The organism is Streptomyces xantholiticus (genome assembly GCF_014651015.1).
Classification (GTDB): domain Bacteria; phylum Actinomycetota; class Actinomycetes; order Streptomycetales; family Streptomycetaceae; genus Streptomyces; species Streptomyces xantholiticus.
This window is the reverse complement of the sequence record NZ_BMWB01000005.1, coordinates 29,390-48,281: the sequence shown is the minus strand read 5'-3', so window position 1 is coordinate 48,281 and position 18,892 is coordinate 29,390. Positions and strand designations below refer to the sequence as shown.

14 protein-coding genes are annotated in these 18,892 nt (G+C 71.1%); 8 read left to right on the top strand and 6 right to left on the bottom strand.

What is annotated here, in order from left to right; all coding sequences use genetic code 11:
- Window positions 1–85 precede the first annotated feature (85 nt).
- The 3 genes from IE198_RS10705 (at window position 86) to IE198_RS10695 (ending at window position 3,496) form a co-directional block, all read left to right on the top strand.
- Window positions 86–574: an NUDIX hydrolase gene (locus tag IE198_RS10705; RefSeq protein WP_189885181.1), complete on the top strand. Its 489-nt coding sequence runs from the start codon at window positions 86–88 to the stop codon at window positions 572–574.
- Window positions 575–629: 55 nt separating this feature from the next.
- Entirely contained in the window at window positions 630–1,451 is an 822-nt protein-coding gene (locus tag IE198_RS10700) for a 3-hydroxybutyrate dehydrogenase (RefSeq protein WP_189885179.1), read from the top strand.
- A gap of 68 nt (window positions 1,452–1,519) precedes the next feature.
- A complete protein-coding gene (locus IE198_RS10695) occupies window positions 1,520–3,496 on the top strand; it encodes a helix-turn-helix domain-containing protein (RefSeq protein ID WP_189885177.1) in 1,977 nt (658 codons plus the stop codon).
- A gap of 95 nt (window positions 3,497–3,591) precedes the next feature.
- Here the strand turns inward: IE198_RS10695 and IE198_RS10690 are convergent, their stop codons facing one another.
- The 5 genes from IE198_RS10690 to IE198_RS10670 all read right to left on the bottom strand — a co-directional run bounded on the left by IE198_RS10690 (window position 3,592) and on the right by IE198_RS10670 (window position 11,566).
- Window positions 3,592–4,980 carry an MFS transporter gene (locus tag IE198_RS10690; RefSeq protein WP_189885175.1) on the bottom strand — a complete coding sequence of 463 codons (1,389 nt, stop codon included), beginning with the start codon at window positions 4,978–4,980 and terminating at the stop codon, window positions 3,592–3,594.
- 450 nt (window positions 4,981–5,430) lie between these two features.
- Window positions 5,431–6,633: a type III PLP-dependent enzyme gene (locus IE198_RS10685; protein WP_189885173.1), complete on the bottom strand. Its 1,203-nt coding sequence runs from the start codon at window positions 6,631–6,633 to the stop codon at window positions 5,431–5,433.
- On the bottom strand, window positions 6,630–8,387 hold the full coding sequence (locus IE198_RS10680) for an IucA/IucC family protein (RefSeq protein ID WP_189885171.1): 1,758 nt from the start codon (window positions 8,385–8,387) through the stop codon (window positions 6,630–6,632). Before IE198_RS10680 ends, IE198_RS10685 begins: the two co-directional genes overlap by 4 nt.
- Before the next feature lie 216 nt (window positions 8,388–8,603).
- Window positions 8,604–10,379: an IucA/IucC family protein gene (locus IE198_RS10675; protein WP_189885169.1), complete on the bottom strand. Its 1,776-nt coding sequence runs from the start codon at window positions 10,377–10,379 to the stop codon at window positions 8,604–8,606.
- Window positions 10,376–11,566, bottom strand: coding sequence for an ATP-grasp domain-containing protein (locus IE198_RS10670; protein WP_189885167.1), 1,191 nt, complete (start codon window positions 11,564–11,566; stop codon window positions 10,376–10,378). The genes IE198_RS10675 and IE198_RS10670 overlap by 4 nt, the downstream gene beginning before the upstream one ends.
- A 251-nt stretch (window positions 11,567–11,817) precedes the next feature.
- Between IE198_RS10670 and IE198_RS10665 the strand changes: the two genes are divergently transcribed.
- The 5 genes from IE198_RS10665 (at window position 11,818) to IE198_RS10645 (ending at window position 17,499) form a co-directional block, all read left to right on the top strand.
- Window positions 11,818–12,696, top strand: coding sequence for a (2Fe-2S)-binding protein (locus tag IE198_RS10665; RefSeq protein ID WP_189885165.1), 879 nt, complete (start codon window positions 11,818–11,820; stop codon window positions 12,694–12,696).
- Window positions 12,697–13,107: 411 nt separating this feature from the next.
- On the top strand, window positions 13,108–13,587 hold the full coding sequence (gene bfr, locus IE198_RS10660) for a bacterioferritin (RefSeq protein WP_189885163.1): 480 nt from the start codon (window positions 13,108–13,110) through the stop codon (window positions 13,585–13,587).
- A 213-nt stretch (window positions 13,588–13,800) separates the two neighbouring features.
- Entirely contained in the window at window positions 13,801–14,850 is a 1,050-nt protein-coding gene (locus IE198_RS10655) for an iron ABC transporter substrate-binding protein (protein ID WP_189885161.1), read from the top strand.
- Window positions 14,851–14,879: 29 nt separating this feature from the next.
- The gene (locus IE198_RS10650; protein ID WP_189885159.1) at window positions 14,880–16,415 is read left to right on the top strand and encodes an ABC transporter permease; all 1,536 of its coding nucleotides are present in this window, start codon (window positions 14,880–14,882) and stop codon (window positions 16,413–16,415) included.
- A gap of 1 nt (window position 16,416) precedes the next feature.
- Window positions 16,417–17,499: an ABC transporter ATP-binding protein gene (locus IE198_RS10645; RefSeq protein ID WP_189885157.1), complete on the top strand. Its 1,083-nt coding sequence runs from the start codon at window positions 16,417–16,419 to the stop codon at window positions 17,497–17,499.
- A 375-nt stretch (window positions 17,500–17,874) separates the two neighbouring features.
- On the opposite strand, the gene IE198_RS10640 is transcribed toward IE198_RS10645, so the two are convergent.
- Entirely contained in the window at window positions 17,875–18,822 is a 948-nt protein-coding gene (locus tag IE198_RS10640) for a methionyl-tRNA formyltransferase (protein ID WP_189885155.1), read from the bottom strand.
- Between the last annotated feature and the right edge of the window lie 70 nt (window positions 18,823–18,892).

The following is an 18,892-nucleotide window of genomic DNA, read 5'->3' as shown; positions in this document are numbered from 1 at the left end:
TCGGTGCGCCTCGTGTGCGCTCACGGGAGGGAATCGCTGCCGGGCGGTTCGGCCGGCCCGGCCGGCGCCGGTTAAGGTCCGGAGCATGGCAACTCCCGAGTTCATCCGCGCCATCCGGGCCACCGCCGGCCACCAACTGCTGTTCCTGCCCGGCGTCAGCGCCGTCGTCTTCGACGACCTGGGGCGGGTGCTGCTGGGCATGCGTGCCGACACCGGCGGCTGGTCGATCATCGGCGGCATTCCGGAGCCGGGAGAGGAGCCGGCGTCGACCGCGGAGCGGGAGGTGTACGAGGAGACCGCCGTACGCTGCGTCGCCGAGCGGGTCGTCCTGGTGCAGGCGCTGCCGAGGCCCGTGACCTACCCCAACGGCGACGTGTGCCAGTACATGGACATCACCATGCGCTGCCGGGCCGTGCCCGGTGCCACCGAGGCGCGGGTCAACGACGACGAGTCCCTCGAGGTGGGCTGGTTCCCCGTCGACGCGCTGCCGGAACTCAAGGACTTCGCGATCTTCCGGATCAAGCATGCGCTCGCCGAGGGACCAGCATGGTTCCAACCCACCATGAGGCCCTGAAGTATGGGCCCGGACCATATCGGTCGCCGGATGATCGCTGCCTAGGGTGCCGAACATGACCGCGCCCACCACACCTCCCGGCACGCCAGGTCCCGCAGCCGCGGCCTCTTCCGTCACCGTCGATCTCGGCGGCCGAACCGCCCTCGTCACCGGGGCCGCGGGCGGCATCGGCCGCGCCTGCGCGCTGCGTCTCGCAGCCGCCGGGGCAAAGGTCAGAGCCGTCGACCGGGACGCAGAAGGGCTGGCGTCGCTCGCCGATCACAGCGACGGCCTCGCAGGGGCCGTGGAGCCGCTGCTGCTCGACCTGACCGACCTGGACGCCGCGGAGGCGGCGGCCGCCGGGACGGACATCCTCGTCAACAACGCCGGCCTGCAACTCGTGCGTCCCATCGAGGACTTCCCGCCGGACGTCTTCCACACGGTCCTCACTGTGATGCTGGAGGCGCCGTTCCGGCTGATCAGGGGCGCGCTGCCACACATGTACGCCCAGGGATGGGGCCGTATCGTCAACATCTCTTCGGTGCACGGGCTGCGAGCCTCCCCCTACAAGTCCGCCTATGTGGCCGCCAAACACGGTCTCGAGGGTCTCTCGAAGACGGCCGCGCTCGAGGGCGCGCCGCACGGGGTGACATCCGTCTGCGTCAACCCCGGCTATGTCCGCACGCCGCTCGTCGAGAAGCAGATCGCCGACCAGGCCGCCGCGCACTCCCTTCCAGCGGGCCGCGTCCTCGCCGAGATCCTCCTCAAGGACTGTGCGATCAAGCGGCTCGTCGAGCCGGAGGAGGTGGCGGACGCCGCCCTGTACCTGTGCTCGCCCCAGGCATCGTTCATCACCGGCACCTCGCTGACCCTCGACGGCGGATGGACCGCTCACTGACGCCGCCGGGCCGCTTCGTTGTCCACAGGGCTGGTGCGACCACCCGTACGACAGGTAATCCTGTGTCCATGTCCCACGATCAAGCCCTCTACCTGGAGCTCCTCGCCCGAGGCGCCGCCGCGGAGGCCTACGACAGGCCGTTGCTCCTCGCCCGCGCGGACGGCGCCGGGCCCCAGGAGCTGGCCTCGCTCGAGCACGCGAAGCAGCTGGCTCTGCGGGTGCGCGCAGAGCTGGAGGGGCGGCGGCGCAGGGAGGCTGAGCTGTCCGCGCTCTTCGAGACCGCGCACGACCTTGCCGGTCTGCGCGACCTCGACGCGGTGCTCCGGGCGATCGTGCAGCGCGCCCGCTCACTGCTGGGCACCGAGGTCGCCTACCTCAGCCTGAACGACCCGGCAGCCGGCGACACTTACATGCGGGTCACCGAAGGATCCGTGTCGGCACGCTTCCAGCAGCTCAGGCTCGGCATGGGGGAAGGGCTCGGCGGACTCGTCGCCCAGACCGCACGGCCGTACGTCACCGACAGCTACTTCGACGACGCCCGCTTCGAGCACACCGGCACCATCGACGCCGCCGTCAGGGACGAAGGACTCGTCGCCATCCTCGGTGTGCCGCTCATGCTCGGCAGCCAGGTCATCGGCGTACTGTTCGCCGCCGATCGGCGCGCCAGAGTCTTCGAACGGGAGCAGGTCGCGCTGCTCGCCTCCTTCGCCGCCCACGCCGCGGTGGCCATCGACACCGCGAACCTGCTCGCAGAGACCCGCTCCGCGCTGGCCGACCTCGAGCGGGCCAACGCGATCATCCAGGACCACAGCGGCGTCCTCGAGCGCGCCTCCGACGTCCACGACCGCCTGACCGAACTGGTCCTGCGCGGCGGGGGAGTCCACGACGTGGCCGATGCGCTCTCCGAAGTCCTCGACAGGACGGTCGAGTTCACCGAGAGCGGCCCGGAAACCACCGGTGCGGGCGGCCACGCGACACGGCACGGCGACGACTGGGTCGCCGCGGTCGCCGCCGGCGGCGAGGTCTTCGGCTCCCTCGTACTGCACGGGCACCCCGACCTCGACCCCGTCGACCGCCGCACCCTCGAGCGCGCCGCGATGGTCACCTCCCTGCTGCTGCTCGCCAGGCGCTCCGCCCACGACGCGGAACAACGGGTGCGGGGCGAGCTGCTCGACGATCTGCTCGACGCTCCGGACCGCGACCCGAGCATGCTGCGGGAGCGGGCCGCACGGCTGCGGGCGGACCTCGACGCGCCCCATGTGGTGCTCGCTGCCCGTACCGACGGCCCGGGCGACACCGTCGCCCGCTCGGAGGTGTTCGGCGGCCTTGACCCTGCCGCCCGTCGCAGGCCGTCCGGCCGCGACACCCCCGCCTCCCGCGACACCCCCGCGCGCCGTGACGCGTCCGCGCGTGAGACCGCGGACCGCCGGCGTCTCTGGTCCGCCGCCTCGCACCTGGCCGCCACGCGGTCCGGCCTCGCCGCCGCCCGCGACGGCGGCACGGTCCTGCTGCTGCCCCTCGGCCCCGGCGACACCGCTGCTGACCTGGCGCGCCAGACGGCCCGTCAACTGGGCGGTACGCTGCGCGAACCGGTGACCGTCGGCGCCTCCTCTCCGGTCGCCTCCCCGGCCGGGGACCCCGCACCGGTGGCCGAGGCGTACGCCCAGGCACGCCGCTGCCTCGACGCCCTGCGGCTCCTCGGACGTTCCGGGGAGGGCGCGGCGGCGCAGGACCTCGGCTTCCTCGGGCTGCTGCTCGCCGATCCAGGCGACATCGACGGCTTCGTGCACCGCACCATCGGGGAGATCGTCGACTACGACCGGCGGCGCGGCACCGACCTCGTCGGCACCCTGGACGCCTACTTCGCGAGCGGTATGAGCCCGGCCCGTACCAAGGACGACCTGCACGTCCATGTGAACACGGTGGCCCAACGGCTCGAGCGGATCGGGCGGTTGCTCGGCCCCGACTGGCAGTCGCCGGACAGGTCGCTCGAGATCCGGCTGGCGTTGCGGCTCCACGCCATGTCGTCGTCGGCCGCCTCCTGACCGACGGGCCTTGCCCCGCAGACGCAGAACCGCGCGGACTCCTGGAAGTCCGCGCGGTTCTGCGTCACCGGGTACGACCGGTGGAGGGCGTCGCCTCAGGCCGTCCGTGCGTCCGCCGTAGTGGCGGCGGGCGCGGCCCCGGCCTCTTCCTCCTGGGCGTCCACCGCCGTCAGGTCACGGTCCCTGGTCTCCCGGGCACAGGCGATGGCCACCACGGTCAGCAGCGCCGCGGCGATGACGTACAGGGCGATCGGCGTCGACGAGTCGTAGTCGGCCAGCAGGGCCGTCGCGATCAGCGGCGCCGGCGCCCCGGCCGCGACGGACGAGAACTGGGCACCGATGGACGCGCCCGAGTAGCGCATACGCGTCGCGAACATCTCGGAGAAGAACGCCGCCTGCGGTGCGTACATCGCACCGTGCAGCACCAGACCCACCGTGACGGCGAGCAGCAGGGCGCCGAAGCCGGCGGTGTCGATGAGCATGAAGAACGGGAACATCCAGGCACCCACGCCGATGGCGCCGATCAGATACACCGGCCGGCGTCCGATCCGGTCGGACAGCGCGCCCCACAGCGGGATCACCGCGAAGTGAACGGCGGAGGCGATGAGGACCGCGTTGAGCGCCGTCTGCTTGCTCATCTCCACCGCGGTCGTCGCGTAGACCAGGATGAACGCGGTGATCACGTAGTAGCTGATGTTCTCCGCCATCCGCGCTCCCATGGCGATCAGCACATCGCGCCAGTGGTGCCGCAGCACTGCGACGAGCGGCATCTTCTCGACCGTGCCGACCTCGGCCTTGCGCTGTTCCGCCTGTGCCAGCGCTGCCTTGAAGACCGGCGATTCATCGACAGAGAGACGAATCCACAGGCCGACGATCACGAGGACACCGGAGAGCAGGAAGGGTATGCGCCAGCCCCATGAGGTGAAGGCGGCGTCCGAGAGCAGCGCGGTGAGCGCGGACAGCACGCCGGTGGCGAGCAGTTGCCCGGCCGGCGCGCCGGTCTGCGGCCAGGAGGCCCAGAAACCACGCCGCTTGGCGTCCCCGTGCTCGGACACCAGCAGCACCGCGCCACCCCACTCACCGCCGAGCGCGAAGCCCTGCACGAGCCGCAGCACGGTCAGCAGGACCGGTGCGGCGGAACCGATGGTCGCGTGCGTCGGCAGCAGACCGATCGCGAAGGTCGCCCCGCCCATCAGCAGCAGACTGAGCACCAGCAGCTTCTTGCGCCCGAGCCGGTCCCCGTAGTGCCCGAACACGAGCGCACCGAGCGGCCGCGCGGCGAACCCGACGGCGTAGGTGAGGAACGACAGCAGGGTGCCGACCAGCGGGTCGGAGTCGGGGAAGAACAGCTTGTTGAAGACGAGCGCGGCGGCCGAGCCGTAGAGGAAGAAGTCGTACCACTCGATGGTCGTGCCGATGAGGCTGGCGGCGACGATGCGCTTCAGCGAGTTCGGCGCTGGTGGAGCGGTTTCTGGGGCGGCCATGTACACCACTTCCGGACAGTTGGCGGGGACGTTTGTGTGTCGCCACACCGTAGGAAGGGGCAGGTCAGCGGCGTATGTGGTGGGACACCATAGTTCTGGGTGCCCGAGTGCGCGCTGCCACCATGGGGGCGCCGCCGAATCCGCTGCGAGGTGCTTGACGGGGCCGCGGAAGGCGGTGTCCGAGTTGGACCGTTCGGGCGCGATTGGGAAACCAGGTCGCACTCGACGCGTTGGCCGCGCGCCGCGGCCGCAACCTCGGTGCGGAGGGCGTCGCGGTGGTACCGCCGACGGCTCGGCGGCCCCGCGCCCGGCAGGTGCGCGACGCCGAGACGACGGGCCCGATGACGGCGACGGCCCCGCCAGCATGGTGACGGCCACCACGCCCAGGATTCGGAGGAGTCCGAACTGGTCCGGGTCTGTCTTGGGGAGCGAGGAGCTGCCGACACGTGCTCAATTGAGGAAGTGGAAGCCGGGCCGGGGGTGCATCAGGAAATCGTGGTGCGAGATGTTCCAGGCGTAGGCACCCGCGAGGCCGAAAGCCACGCGGTCGCCGGCCCTCAGCCCGGGCGCCGGGACGCGCCGCGCCAGGATGTCCTTGGGAGTGCAGAGCTGGCCCGTGAGGGTGACCAGGTCCTGCCGTGCGGCCGGGCGTGGCCAGGCGTGCGGCCACGGCTCCACGGGCAGGACGGAGCAGGGCTGGTCGTGGCCCTTGGTCGCCGGGGTGCGCAGATGATGCGTGCCACCGCGGACGACGGCGAACTCCTCGCCGTGGCTGTGCTTCACGTCCAGTACTTCGGTGGCGTACCAGCCGCAGTACGCGGTCAGCGCACGGCCCGGCTCGATGCGCAACGTCAGGTCGGGGTGGGCGGCGGTGAGGCGGGCGAGGCCCGTGCCGTACGCGGACCAGTCGAAGCGCCGGTCGGGATCGGCGTAGTCGACGGTCATGCCGCCGCCGACGTTCACCTCGGCCAGGCGGACGCGGTGGCGTGCGGTCAGGTCGACGGCCCAGGTCACGATGGACTCGGCGACCGCCAGCTGCTCGGGGGCGCGCAGGCCGCTCGCCAGGTGCGCGTGGATGCCCAGCAGCGTCAACTGGGGGTAGGCGCCGTCGGTGAGCATGCGGACGACCGTGTCGGCGTCGGACGGGTCGAGACCGAACGGCGCCGGGCGGCCGCCCATCGCCAGGGAGCTGTCCGCCAGCGAGTCGCCGGACACGGGGAGGTTGAAGCGCGGGAGGACCGACACACGGGTGTCCGGCGCAGCTTCCCGGGCGAGTTCCGCCAGTACATGGAGTTCGTGCACGCTCTCGACATGGAAACGCGACACTCCGTTTTCCAGCGCCGCCGATATCTCCGCCGGGGTCTTGCCCGGGCCGCCGAAGGCCAGCGGGCGGCCCGGCACCGCCTTCCCGACGTGCGCGAGTTCACCGCCCGAGGAGACCTCGTAGCCGTCGACATACGGGCCGAGGGCGGCCAGGAGCTCAGGCTCCGGGTTGGCTTTGGTGGCGTAGTAGAGCTCCACCCGCCCCGGCAGGGCGGCCCGCACGGCGGCGGCGTGCTCGCGCAGCGCCGCCAGATCGTAGATGTAGGCGGGCAGTTCGGCGGAGGGCAGGGACAGGGCGCGGTCGCGCACCGCGGGGGTGGGCACGGTCATCGGGCATCGCTCCAGGTGTCGAGTACGTCCCCGGCGAACGGGGAAGGCAGGCGGACGTAACCGGCCTCGCGGTCAGCCTTGCGCTCCCAGCGGGTGAGCAGGTTGGCCTTCGCGGGCAGGGGTGCTCCCGCGAGCAGCGTGCCGAGCTGTGGCGGGCAGCCGTGCCGGTCGGCGTACGCCTGGAGGGTGGCACGGACCTGGGCCCACAGGGCGTGCTCGCTTCGCGGGTGGAGGTCGGCCAGGGCGGCGAGCACCTCGGCGACATGGTTGACGAGCAGGCAGTAGACGACGCGGTCCCAGCCGCGCCGGGCGTCGTACGTCAGGGGGCCGGCGACGTCGGCGGGCAGCGCGGCGAGCGTGGCGGCGTGGTGCTCGGGGAGGAGCTTGGTGCCCTCCAGGTCACGGAAGAGGATCTGTGCGGGCATGCCGTCCTCGTCGACGCAGACGACCACGTTCTGCAGGTGCGGCTCCAGCACGAGGCCGTGGTCGAAGTACGCGGCCAGGACGGGCGGCAGAAGCAGCTTGAGGTACGCCGCCCACCAGTCGCGTGCGGTCCGCGGGCCCGCCCCGTCCAGGAGACGGGAGATGTGGCCGGGGCCTGTCGGGTACTCGTCGGCCACGGCGGCCGCGAGCAGCGGGGTCGTGCCGGGCATGAGGTGTGCGGTGAGGCCCTCGCGGACGATCACGCCGAAGCCCTCGAGCAGGGCGCGGTCAGGGGTGCCGTCCGGGCCGGGCAGGGCGAGGCTGCGGTAGGCGGGCTCGCGGAGCACGGCACAGCCTGGGAAGCGGATGGCCAGGTCCGCCAGGACGGGCTCCAGCAGGCGGGTCAGGGCGACGGCTCCGGCCAGCTCGTAACGGGCGTTCTTCCGAAGGCAGTTGGTGATGCGGACGTTCAGGCTGAACTTCAGGAACGTCTCGCCGTCGTAGAGGGTGCGCACGGACGCGGTGGCTGCGAAGGGCTTCACGGCCGTGCCCAGGTCGAGGACGTCGCCCTGGGCGACAGCCCTTTTCAGCCCCGGGTGCTCGCACAGCATCTCGTACTGCCATGGATGCGCGGGCAGCAGCCGGTAGCCGTCCGGCACGTCGGGCCTCAGCCGGTCGATCGCCTGGACAGCGCCGTCCTCGGCGGATTCCTCGGCGATCAGGTGTCCGCGGACGGCCAGGTGTCGCAGGGGGAAGGAGGCCCCGGTCTCCGGGGCGTAGGACAGCCAGGACGCGGTATCGCCGGTGCGCGCCTTGGGGGTGGGGTGGAACCGGTGGCCGAACAGCAGGGACTGCTCGGAGGCCAGGTACGTGGCCAGGCTTGTGGCGAGCCCGTCACCGTCCGCGGCTGCCGTCATCCTGGAGCGTTGGACGAGCGCCGCGGAGGTGGCCCGGTGGCTGGAGGCGACCTGGTCCAGGAACTCGTCGTTGCGAACACCGGTGCGCAGGGACAGCTCGTCCTGGATGTACCGGGCGAGGCACTGCCAGTCGATCTCCTCCCAGCCACGGTCGTGCTGCTGCTCCATCGCCGGCCCGGTGAACCGATGCGCACCCAGCAGCGACGTTCGGCGCAGGGCGACGCGCAGCTCTACGCCGCGGCGGGGGAGGCGCAGCAGCAGGTGGCCGTGGGCGACGGCGGTCTGGTGCTCCGGGCCGGACACCTCCCGCAACAGGCAGTTGAGGAGCGTGTGGGTCACAGCCTCGTCGGCGGAGGGCAGGCCGGTGGCGACAGCGGGGAGAGAGGCGGTACCGAGCGACTCGGTCAGCGACATGAACGGCTCCTGCGGGTGCGAAGAGTGGGGAAGGCCTGAGTGGGAAGGGCGATCGCCAGCACGGTGGCCCCGTGACGCAGGGCGGCAGACCGAGGGCGGTGAAGGAAGCCACCAAGCAGCAGCCGGCCACGGCGTGCAAGTGCCGGCGCCCGGGGGCCGGCCCGGGGACCGCGGCGTTTGCCGCACCCGCCCGCAGCGACGCCGGTGCGGTGGCGCTCATCGCGGGCCCGCCGTCAGACGCAGGTAATTGGGGCCGGTGGTGTAGTGCTTGTTGATGTCGGCCGCGCCCGAACGGGCCTTGGTGAGCAGCGTTCCGGCGGTGACCATGGCCTTGACCGGCAGCTCCGGAGCGTCCAGGACATGGGCGGACAGGACGGCACCGGGCTCTCCCGGGCCGCTGTCGAGCCGCTCGACGGCCTCGGCGAGCCGGTCGCGCACGAGGCCCAGCAGCCGTGCCAGCGGTGCGCGGCCGTGCCGGGCCAGCCCGAAGGCGTACGCGCCGGCGCACAGGTGGACGGTGATCGTGGTGAGCAGGTCGGTGACCGGCTTGTCGTCCTCGCAGAAGATCCGGGCGTCGTCGAACTCCGACGGGTCCGGGGCGTCGGAGCCCAGCGTCTCGCGCAGGCGTGCGGTGTTGACGCGTGGGCCGTCGTTGTCTTTGAGCAGCAGCCGAAGGCGCGTGCGACCGTCCGGCCGGTCCAGTACGAGGGAGACGTTCTGCTGGTGCGACTCCAGCGCGATGCCGTAACCGAAGAGCGTGGTCTGCCAGTCGAAGAGCAGCGTGAGGCAGGCATCGAGCAGGGCCGTCGCGTCACCGTCGTAGAAGCGGTCGGCGAGGTGATCGATCACCAGCCGGCCGCCGGGGGCTTCGCCGAGCAGCGCAGCCATGGGGGTGACGACGGCGTCGTCCAGGCCGGCCGGGTAGCGGCGGCACAGCACGGCGAGGAGTTCGTGCCCGGCGTGGGCGTAGACCGTCTCGTCGGCGAGCAGGACCGTGTCGCGGAAGCGCTGCTCGCGGGCGATCACGGCTTCCAGCAGGCGCTGGCCGGCGGCTCCGTCGACGAGGGTGCCGGGCTTGATGGTCCGACGGTTGCGCAGGCCGAGAGTTGCCGTGGGCAGCGGCAGTTTGAGGTGCAGCGTGGGGTCGGCGAAGAGCGCGACCGTGCGCATGGACAGGGTCGGTACGGCCTCCAGGTGGGGATGCTCGGCGAGGACGGCCCGGTCCTCGAGGCCGGTGGTGCGCAGGGCCTCACACAGCGACGGGCCGGCCGTCAGCGGGTGGACGGGGAGGGCGAGATGGCTGTGGCAGAGACCCGGGAGACCGAGGGTCGCCGGCGTGGGCCAGCGGCCGGGGAGTCGTGCGGCGCCTCCCGGCACGATGAGGGCCTCCCGCGGCACGGCGAGCCAGCGCAGTGCGAAGCGCGGGTGGAACTCGGGAGCGTAGGCACGCAGTTGGTCCTCGTCGAGACCGGAGCGTCCTCGCGCGGTGGGGTACACCGGGTGGTCGTGGCGGGCGGCGAGGGTGTCGTGGGCCAGGCCGCCGCCGAGACCCGTCCAGTCGGCGGGGTCGCCGCCGTATCGTGCGGTGAGGCTCTCGGCGATCTCGTGATGCGTGCCGGTGTGCAGCCGCATGGTCGCCAGGGTCTGGCGGCACTCTTCGGCCAACGCGGCGAAGCCGCTCCGATCGGCGGGGTCGGCCAGTGTGCCGAGGGCGTCGAGGATCTCTTCGTGCGTGGTCACTTCGCGGTCGTCCGACTCCCGGACGAGCAGCGGTAGCCGGGCCGCGTACACGCTCTGGAACCCGTCCTCCACGACCGGCAGCAGCAACGCGTCTCCGTCGGGTGCGGCGAGCCGCAGCCACAGGCCGTCCTCCCGCTCCACAGGCGCCGATCCCGTGCGCAGGCCGGCGACGTCCTCCCGCAGCAGCGCGCCGAGTACGCGCAGCAGCAGATCCGCGTCCGTCCTGGTCGTCGGGGTCGTGGAGCGTGTCACGGGGTGATCTCCCAGCGCTGCGCGGAAAGGAAGTCGGCCACGACCCGCTCGACGGTCGCCTGGTCGGTTCCGGTGGCCCGGACGATGCCGAGGTAGTCGCGATTCGTGTGGTGGAGCTCGTGGTGCTCGCCGATGTCGCGCAGCGGCCGGTACGTCAGCTCCACGCCGTCCACAGCCAGATCGGCGGCTGCCGGGGCCTTCGTCAGCGTGCCCGCTCTGTCGGCGCACGGGTACTCGAGCCGGGCCGCGCCGTCGGTACGGCCGCTGAGCTCGGCGGGGAGCGGCTCGCCGAGGTGCGTACGGAGGATGTGCTCGAAGAGCGGGATGTCCAGCAACTGAGCGAGGAGAAGGTCGCAGTGGTCGCCGACGGCACGGTAGTTGACTTCGATGATGCGGGCCCGACCCTCCTGCACCACGAATTCGGTGTGGCACACGCCGAAGCCGACGCCGAGGGCGTCGAGCTGCGCGAGGATCTGTGCGACGACCGGCTCGCGGTGGGCCGGGACGAACGTCAGCCGCTCCTCGATGAAGTACGGCGGTGGGGACAACTCGGTGTGGAAGCCTCCAAGGACGTGGCGGACGCGGCCGTCGCCGAGGGTTTCCAGCGTGTACAGCTCACCGGCGAGGTACTCCTCGACGACCAGGGCGGCTTCGGGGCGCCGCCCCTGAATCTCCTTGCAGCGCAGGGCGAGGTCGGCGGGCCCGTCGACCAGCACCACGTCTTCACTGGCCACACCCTCGCGGGGCTTGACGACACAGGGGTACGGCACGTCGAGACGGACGAGTGCGGCCGGGTCCTCACCCGGTGCCAGTTCCGCCGACCACACCGTGTCGGCTCCCGTCACGGCGAGGTGGCGACGCATGTGCGCCTTGTCCTTGGCGCGCAGTGCGGCTTGCCAGGGCTTGGCGGGACGGCTGAAGTAGTCGGCGGCCAAGGCGGCCTGGGTCTGCAGATGGTCGCTGTTGGTGAAGACCGCATCGGGTGGATGGTGGGTCGATATCCGGGTGATGACCGCGCGGAAGTCCCGTACATCGCACTCCAGGATCTCGATGTCCGCAGAGGTGCGGTGGTGCGCGTCGGGCTGGTCGGTCAGAACGGTGACATCGAGGCCGAGTCGTGCTGCGGCGGGAAGGAAGCCTTCGGTGACCGAGTCGGTGGGGTTGAGAGCGAGCAGGTACAACCGCATGGGCGGCGCCCCTTCCGAGTTGAGGAAGTGTGATGGGCGGCGTGGGTGCTCGCCGGCGGTTCGGCAACGACGACTTTCGCCCAACATCGACGGCGGCAGCCTAAGTTAGGCTTGCCTAAGCTTTCAACTCGCCGTCAGCTTCAGGCGGGTGGCGCCTTGATCGTGACCCCGGGAGTGTGGCTAAGGTAAGCCAAGCCTTACCTTCCCCTCTCTTTTCCGGAGCTGCCGTGCCGCACGTGAATGGAGCGCCGATGACACTCGCCCCGGCGGGTGCAGCGGGCCGTCCGGTCGTGACCGCGGCCTCCGCGCTCACCCGAACCTATCTGCGCCTCGTAGCCACATGCGAGGCGCTGAACGTGCGGGTCGTTACCGCAGGGGGCACAGGGGTCACAGGCGCCATGGGGGCCGAAAGGCAACTCGGCGGAGCCGCCCTGACCGGTAGTGCGGAAGCGCTGGACGCCTTCATCGACGCCGAGGCCACCCGGATCCGCGAACGCCACGGGCACGCTCCCCGCAGGGATGTCGCCGCCTCCCGGGCGCTTCATGACTACCTCTGGTCCGTCAGTCTGCTGATGAGCGGCGCGTGGTACCTGGAACGGCGGGTGCCGCGCATCGCACCGGAGGACGTCCGGGTGGGCCTCACGGAGGGTGCGTTCGAGGTCGTCCCCGCTCAGGACTTCGCCTGCCTGCCGGACGACCCGGGGGCGACAGCGCCCGGCGCCCGGGTGGTGGCTGACGAGGAGGGGCTGCGCGCCGAGCTGCGGGCTGCCGTCGCCGACCACGTACGGCCCCTGCTGGCGGCGATCGGCCCCCACGCGCGCCGGAGGCCGAGGGCCTTGTGGGGGATGGCCGCGGACGACCTGGTTTCAGGGATCTGGTACCTCGGCCGCGTGCTCGACCAGGAGGACCGAGCCGTCCGGGCCGCGACCGAGTTGCTCCCAAGGGGGATCCGGCCGTTTCCCGGTGGTGCCGACTTCCGTCGGTTGGCGGGCCGGGACGGGCGGAGACACCCGACCCGGACCCGGCTCGGCTGCTGCATGTACTACACCCTCGAGGCCGCCCAGGCGTGCTCGACGTGCCCCAGGGTCTGTGACGGGGAACGTCTGTGCAGGTTGGAGGGTGAAGGCTGACCACGCCGGCAACGGCTACGTATCCCGCCCTCGCCCAGCAGGTCGGTCTCCTCGAACTCGTCTCGGAACTCCGTCGATCGGAGGGGCGTAGTCGTTCCTGGTGACCCCGCGGCGGCCGCCCGACCACTGAGCTCGCTCCCGTAGCGGAGAACGGAATCGGACGGCTCTGCGCCGGCCGGCGCGCAGCCGCTGGACGTCTACGGAGCGTTGCAAGCGTTGTGCGTGCTGTTCGCCCTGCGCCGGGAGCCTGCGGGTCTGACGAGGGGCACCTTGATCTCTGCTGCGCGCTATCGTCGAAGAGGGGACGTACACGACGGCGTCTTGGCCGGATCGGACTCTTCGGCCAAGCGTGGCAGCCGCGACGGGAGGAGGCGCGGCGAGGCGTCGGTCTCTCCGGAAGGACGGCGTGTCATGCAGAACGATCCCGAGGTGCTCGAGTTTCTGAACGAGCAACTGACCGCGGAGCTGACCGCGATCAACCAGTATTTTCTGCACTCCAAGATGCAGGAGAGCTTCGGTTGGACGAAGCTCGCGGCACACACGCGGCATGAGTCGTTCGAGGAGATGAATCACGCGGAGGTCCTGACCGACCGCATCCTCCTCCTCGGTGGGCTGCCCAACTATCAGCGGCTGTTCCATGTGCGGGTGGGGCAGACGGTCACGGAGATGTTCCAGGTGGATCGCGAGGTCGAGGTCGAGGCGATCGACCGGCTCAAGCGGGGGATCCAGGTCATGCGTTCCAAGGGCGACATCACCTCGGCGAACCTCTTCGAGTCGATCCTCGCCGACGAGGAGCATCACATCGACTACCTCGACACGCAGCTGGATCTCATCGAGAAGCTGGGCGAGCCGCTCTATCTCGCGCAGGTACTCGAGCAGCCCGAGAGCTGACCGGCCAACCGCCGCCCGGTACTGGGAACCCTTTCGATTCGCCCCTCGGCGCACCGTGCGCTTCATGCGTGGGCGAGGTTCACCCTGACGCCGCATTTACCCTCGCCATCCCCGATGCCTAAGGTTAGCCTGACCTAATAAGTGCTATATGTCCTGACAGGGGGCATTCAGTCCATCTGTTGCCCGGCTGACCGGCAGCGAAGGAGCGGGATTGTGGGTACGCCCTGGACGAGGTTCGTGCCGGCGTCGGCCCTCAGTGCTTTGTTGGCCCTTGGCGCCACGGCCTGCGGCTCGGACGAGAGCGGGCAGAGCGGGCCCGAGTCCGACAAGAAGATCACCGTGTACAGCGGCCGGAGCGAGTCCCTCGTCAAGCCCGTGCTCGACGAATTCCGGGAAGCCAGCGGCATCACCGTCGACGTGCGCTACGGCGACACCGCCGCGATGGCCGCACAGCTCCAGGAGGAGGGGGACCGGAGTCCGGCCGACGTCTTTCTCGCACAGGACGCCGGGGCTCTGGGGTCGATGGCCAAGAAGGATCTCTTCGCCAAGCTGCCCGACGCAGTGCTGGACAAGGTGCCGGGTGCCTACCGGGACGACGACGGTGAGTGGGTCGGGGTGACCGGCCGCGTACGCACGATGGTCTACAACGCGGACCAGGTCCCCGGCGCGGACCTGCCGAAGTCCGTGTTCGAGCTGACCGAGCCTCAGTGGAAGGGCAAGGTCGGCATCGCACCGACCAACGGCTCGTTCCAGGCGTTCATCACGGCGATGCGGGTGCAGGAAGGCGAGGAGAAGACGAAGAAGTTCCTCGAGGGGTTGAAGGCGAACGATGCGCAGATTCGGGAGGGGAACGCGCCCATCGTCGCCGACGTGAACAACGGCAGGATCGCCGCCGGGCTGGTGAACCACTACTACGTGTACGAACTGGCCAAGGAGGAGGGCACCACCGTCGACGCCCTCAAGGCGAAGAACCACTTCTTCCCGGACGGGGACATCGGCAGCCTGGTGAACGTCTCCGGGGTCGGCGTGCTGAAGAGGGCCGACGACGATCCCGACGTGCGTGCGTTCGTCGACCACCTGCTGGGCAAGCAGGCGCAGACCTATTTCGCCGACGAGACGTACGAGTACCCGCTGGTGGCCGGTGTCGCATCGGCCCCCGGTCTGCCGAAGCTGTCGTCGCTGAACGCGCCGGACATCGACCTCGACGACCTGGACGATCTGGAGGCCACGGTCAAGATGATCAAGGATTCGGGGCTCGCCTGAGTACGCCGCCCGCCCTTGCCCTCCGTCGGGTGCGGCGCTTCCTTCCGCGCCCGACGCTGGCCGCTGCCGCGACGTTCTCCGTGGGCATCGCGCTCATTCCGCTGGCCTACCTGGGCGTGCGGGTCGGCGAGGCGGGCTGGGCCCGGATCACCGATGAGCTGATCACGGCGCGCACCGGGGCGCTGGTCGTCCGGAGCGTGGCGCTGGCGGCAGTCGTCACCGCGGCGTGCACCGTACTCGGCGTGGTTCTGGCCTTCCTGGTCACCCGCACCGACGTACCGGCACGGCGGCTGTTCGGGGTGCTCGCCGCACTGCCACTCGCCGTCCCCAGCTACGTCGCCGCTTTCGTGTGGGTGTCCACCGTGGACGGCTTCGAGGGATTCTGGGCGGCCGCACTCGTGCTCACGCTGGTCTCCTACCCGTATGTCTACCTGCCGGTCACGGCTGCGCTGACCGGCGTGGACCCGGCGCAGGAGGAGGTGTCGCGGTCGCTGGGGCGGGGGCCGTGGCGCACGGCCGGCGGCGTGACCCTGCGTCAGGTACGGCCCGCTGTGGCGGCGGGGGCGCTGCTCGTCGCCCTCTATGTGCTCTCCGACTTCGGTGCCGTCTCCATCGTGCGCGTCGACGTCCTCACCCGGGCCGTCTTCACCTCGATCAACCTCGGCTTCGACCGTACCGGTGCGCTGGTGCTCGCCACGGTGCTCGTCGCCCTCACCGCTGTCGTCCTCCTGGCCGAACAGCTCACCCGAAGGCGCGGTGCCCGCTATGCCCGTGTCGGCGGCGGGGCGCCCCGACCGCCGACCCGGCTGCGCCTGGGCGCGCTGCGGTGGCCGGCCGCGCTCGCGTTCACAGGGGTGATCGCTACGGCTCTCGGTGTTCCGGCGGCCAGCCTGCTCCGTCGGTCCCTCGAGGGGGTCTCACGGCCCGGTTCGATCGCCGAGCTGGCCACCGCGGCACGAAACTCACTGGGGGTCGCCCTGCTCGGCACAGCTCTGACCGTGCTGCTCGCCCTGCCGGTGGGGCTGCTCACCACCCGTGTGCCCGGTCGGCTCGCCGTTGCCCTGGACCGCCTGACCTACCTCTCGCACGCCCTGCCCGGCCTGGTCATCGGCCTTTCGCTGGTGTTCTTCGGGATCAACGTCGCCTACCCGCTCTACCAGTCCGTGTGGCTGCTCGCGCTGGCGTACGCGGCGCTCTTCCTGCCCCTGGCCGTGGCCGCCGTCGGCTCCGCCGTGGCCCAGGCGCCACCCGGCCTGGAAGAGGTCGCCCGCTCGCTCGGGCGCCGACGGTCGTACGTACTGCGCACGGTGACCGTGCCCCTGGCCGCACCGGGCATCGGCGCCGGGGCCGCACTGGTCTTCCTCACCTGCATGAAGGAGCTCCCCGCCACCTTGCTGCTGCGCCCGACCCGACTGGACACGCTCGCCACCGAACTGTGGACACAGACGTCGGTCGCCGCGTACGCCGCCGCCGCACCCTACGCGGCCCTGCTGGTACTCATCGCCGCCTTGCCCACCTGGTGGCTGTCGGCGCGCACCGGGGTCCCCACCCGGGGAGGCGGCTGACATGGCGGAACTGAGCCTCGCGGACGTCCGCAAAGCCTATGGGCGTGTCCAGGCGCTTGATGGTGTGAACCTCATCGTCCGCTCCGGCGCGCTGGTGGCCGTGCTCGGCCCTTCAGGCTCCGGCAAGACCACGCTGTTGCGCTGCATCGCCGGCTTCGAGGCGCTGGACGCCGGCGAGATCCGGGTCGACGGCCACCGGGTAGCCACCCGCGGTGCTGCGGTGCCGCCCGAGCGGCGACGGATCGCTGTGGTCCCCCAGGAAGGCGCGCTCTTCCCGCACTTGTCGGTCCTCGGCAATGTGGCCTACGGACTCGATCGCGCCGCCCGGCGAGCCGGCCGGGTGGCCGCCGTGCTGGATCTGGTGGGCCTGGCCGGCTTCCAGGACCGGATGCCGTACCACCTCTCCGGCGGCCAGCAGCAGCGCGTCGCCGTCGCCCGCGCACTCGCGCCGCGCCCCCCGGTCGTGCTGCTCGACGAGCCGTTCAACGCACTCGACGCCGCACTGCGGGCGGAGGTGCGTCGGGACGTATGGCAGGCGCTGCGTGCCGACCGTGCCACGGCCGTCCTCGTCACCCACGACCAGGCGGAGGCTCTGTCGATGGCCGACGAGGTCGCGGTCATGCGGGACGGCCGGATCGTTCAGAGCGGACCGCCCGAACTCCTCTACGCCTCACCGGCCGATCCATGGGTGGCCGGGTTCGTCGGCGAGGCCGTATGGCTGCCCGCTGCGATCGACGGCGACCTCGCCCGCACCCCGCTCGGCGCCGTGCGGCTCACGCCGGGCGACGGCAGCCTGCCGAGCGGTCCGACGCGCGTGCTGCTACGGCCCGAGCAGATCGCGCTCGCCCCGCCCGGCGCTCCGGGCACGGTCAGCGCGACCGTCGCGCGACGCGACTTCTACGGCCACGACGCGGTGCTCGCCCTGCGCCTGGGCGACGGCACTCCGGTGGCCGCCCGGATCTTCGACCCGGCCGCGGTCCCGCCCGCGGTCGGCGACCAGGTCGGCCTGCGCGTCCACGGCACCGGCCGCGTCTTCCCGCGCAGCGCAGACCCGGGCCCCACCCGTCCACCCGCCTCGGCGTAGGTCGCGCCGGATTGCGGCAGCGACGGGCGGTCGGACGGGGTGCCGTTGACGGCCCGCCGCATCCTCCGGCGCCGTTGGCTGTGGAGGCCACGCTGGAGTACCGGGCGGCGATGAGGCCGACGGTGTGCCCGGGGCCGAGACATCCGTCGCGCCGCAGCTTCGCACCGGGGGATCACCGGCGGGGAGTCGACCGGCTTCGCCGGGCCTGTCCACGGGTCGAGGGATCAGACCACGTTGAAGGAGCGGACCACGTTGAAGGAGCGGACCACGTCGAAGGAGCAGACCACGTCGGAGGAGCAGACCACGTCGAAGGGGCAGCGCCGCGCATGAGGCAGTGCCTCGGCCGTGCGCTGCCCACCGAGGGAGTCCCGGTCGTCAGGGCCGGCTGGTGAGGTAACCGCCCATGGAGGTGAAGTACTCGCTCGCGGGCATGTCACGGCCGTCCTCGGTCCGGACGCGCGTGATGGCCAGACCGTGGTTGCGGCCCGTGCGTGCGTCGGCGCCGACGACGATGACCACGCCGTCGCCCTCGCGGTAGAAGATACGGCCGGGAGTACCGCCGTAGCGCCCCTCGGACACGAAGGAGGAGAGGATCTCGAGGCGCTTGCCCTTGTGGAAGGTGAACGCGGCCGGATACGGGGCGGACTGGGCGCGGACCAGGCGCTCCAGAACGTCGGCGGGCCACTCCCAGTTGATGCGGATGTCCTCCTCGGACCGCTTGTGGAAGAAGCTGGCCTGGGAGCGGTCCTGCTTGGTGAACTCGGTCCGGCCGGACGCGATGAGGTCGAGCGCGCCGATGGTGACCGGAGCGATGAGGTCGACCGTCTTGTGGAACAGGTCGGTCGCGGTGTCCTTCGGCTCGACGGGGACCGCCTGCTGCATGACGATGTCACCCGCGTCGAGGACCTCGTCCATCATGTGCGCCGTCACGCCGACTTCGGACTCGCCGTTGATGAGGGCCCAGATGATGGGGGAGAACCCGGCGTACTTGGGCAGCAGCGAGTCGTGGACGTTCAGCGTGCCGTGGCGGGGGAGGGTGTAGATGCGGGGCGGAATCCACGTGCGCCAATTGTTGGCCACGATGATGTCCGGGTCGGCCTCCTTGAGCCGCTCGAACAGCTCCTCGTCGTCAGGCCGGTTCCGGATGACGACGGGGACGCCGTGCGTTTCGGCCAGGTCGGCGACGGAGTCGCTCCAGATCTTCTCGTAGGCGTGCTCGCTCTTGGGATGCGTCACGACCATCACCACGTCGTGCTCGGATTCCAGGAGCGCTTGCAGGGTGCGGTGCCCCCACGTCTGATAACCGAACATGACGACCCGCATGGGGTTCCTCCTCGAAAGAGCGAATGACCGGCGCCAAGTAAAGCAAGCCTTACCTAAGGGTGCAACACGC

Bases quoted from the DNA above. Each gene is read 5' to 3' on its own strand.
- IE198_RS10705 (WP_189885181.1), top strand. From the start codon at position 86: ATGGCAACTCCCGAGTTCATCCGCGCCATCCGGGCCACCGCCGGCCAC.
- IE198_RS10700 (WP_189885179.1), top strand. From the start codon at position 630: ATGACCGCGCCCACCACACCTCCCGGCACGCCAGGTCCCGCAGCCGCG.
- IE198_RS10695 (WP_189885177.1), top strand. From the start codon at position 1,520: ATGTCCCACGATCAAGCCCTCTACCTGGAGCTCCTCGCCCGAGGCGCC.
- IE198_RS10690 (WP_189885175.1), bottom strand. From the start codon at position 4,980: ATGGCCGCCCCAGAAACCGCTCCACCAGCGCCGAACTCGCTGAAGCGC.
- IE198_RS10685 (WP_189885173.1), bottom strand. From the start codon at position 6,633: ATGACCGTGCCCACCCCCGCGGTGCGCGACCGCGCCCTGTCCCTGCCC.
- IE198_RS10680 (WP_189885171.1), bottom strand. From the start codon at position 8,387: ATGTCGCTGACCGAGTCGCTCGGTACCGCCTCTCTCCCCGCTGTCGCC.
- IE198_RS10670 (WP_189885167.1), bottom strand. From the start codon at position 11,566: ATGCGGTTGTACCTGCTCGCTCTCAACCCCACCGACTCGGTCACCGAA.
- IE198_RS10665 (WP_189885165.1), top strand. From the start codon at position 11,818: ATGACACTCGCCCCGGCGGGTGCAGCGGGCCGTCCGGTCGTGACCGCG.
- bfr (WP_189885163.1), top strand. From the start codon at position 13,108: ATGCAGAACGATCCCGAGGTGCTCGAGTTTCTGAACGAGCAACTGACC.
- IE198_RS10645 (WP_189885157.1), top strand. From the start codon at position 16,417: ATGGCGGAACTGAGCCTCGCGGACGTCCGCAAAGCCTATGGGCGTGTC.
- IE198_RS10640 (WP_189885155.1), bottom strand. From the start codon at position 18,822: ATGCGGGTCGTCATGTTCGGTTATCAGACGTGGGGGCACCGCACCCTG.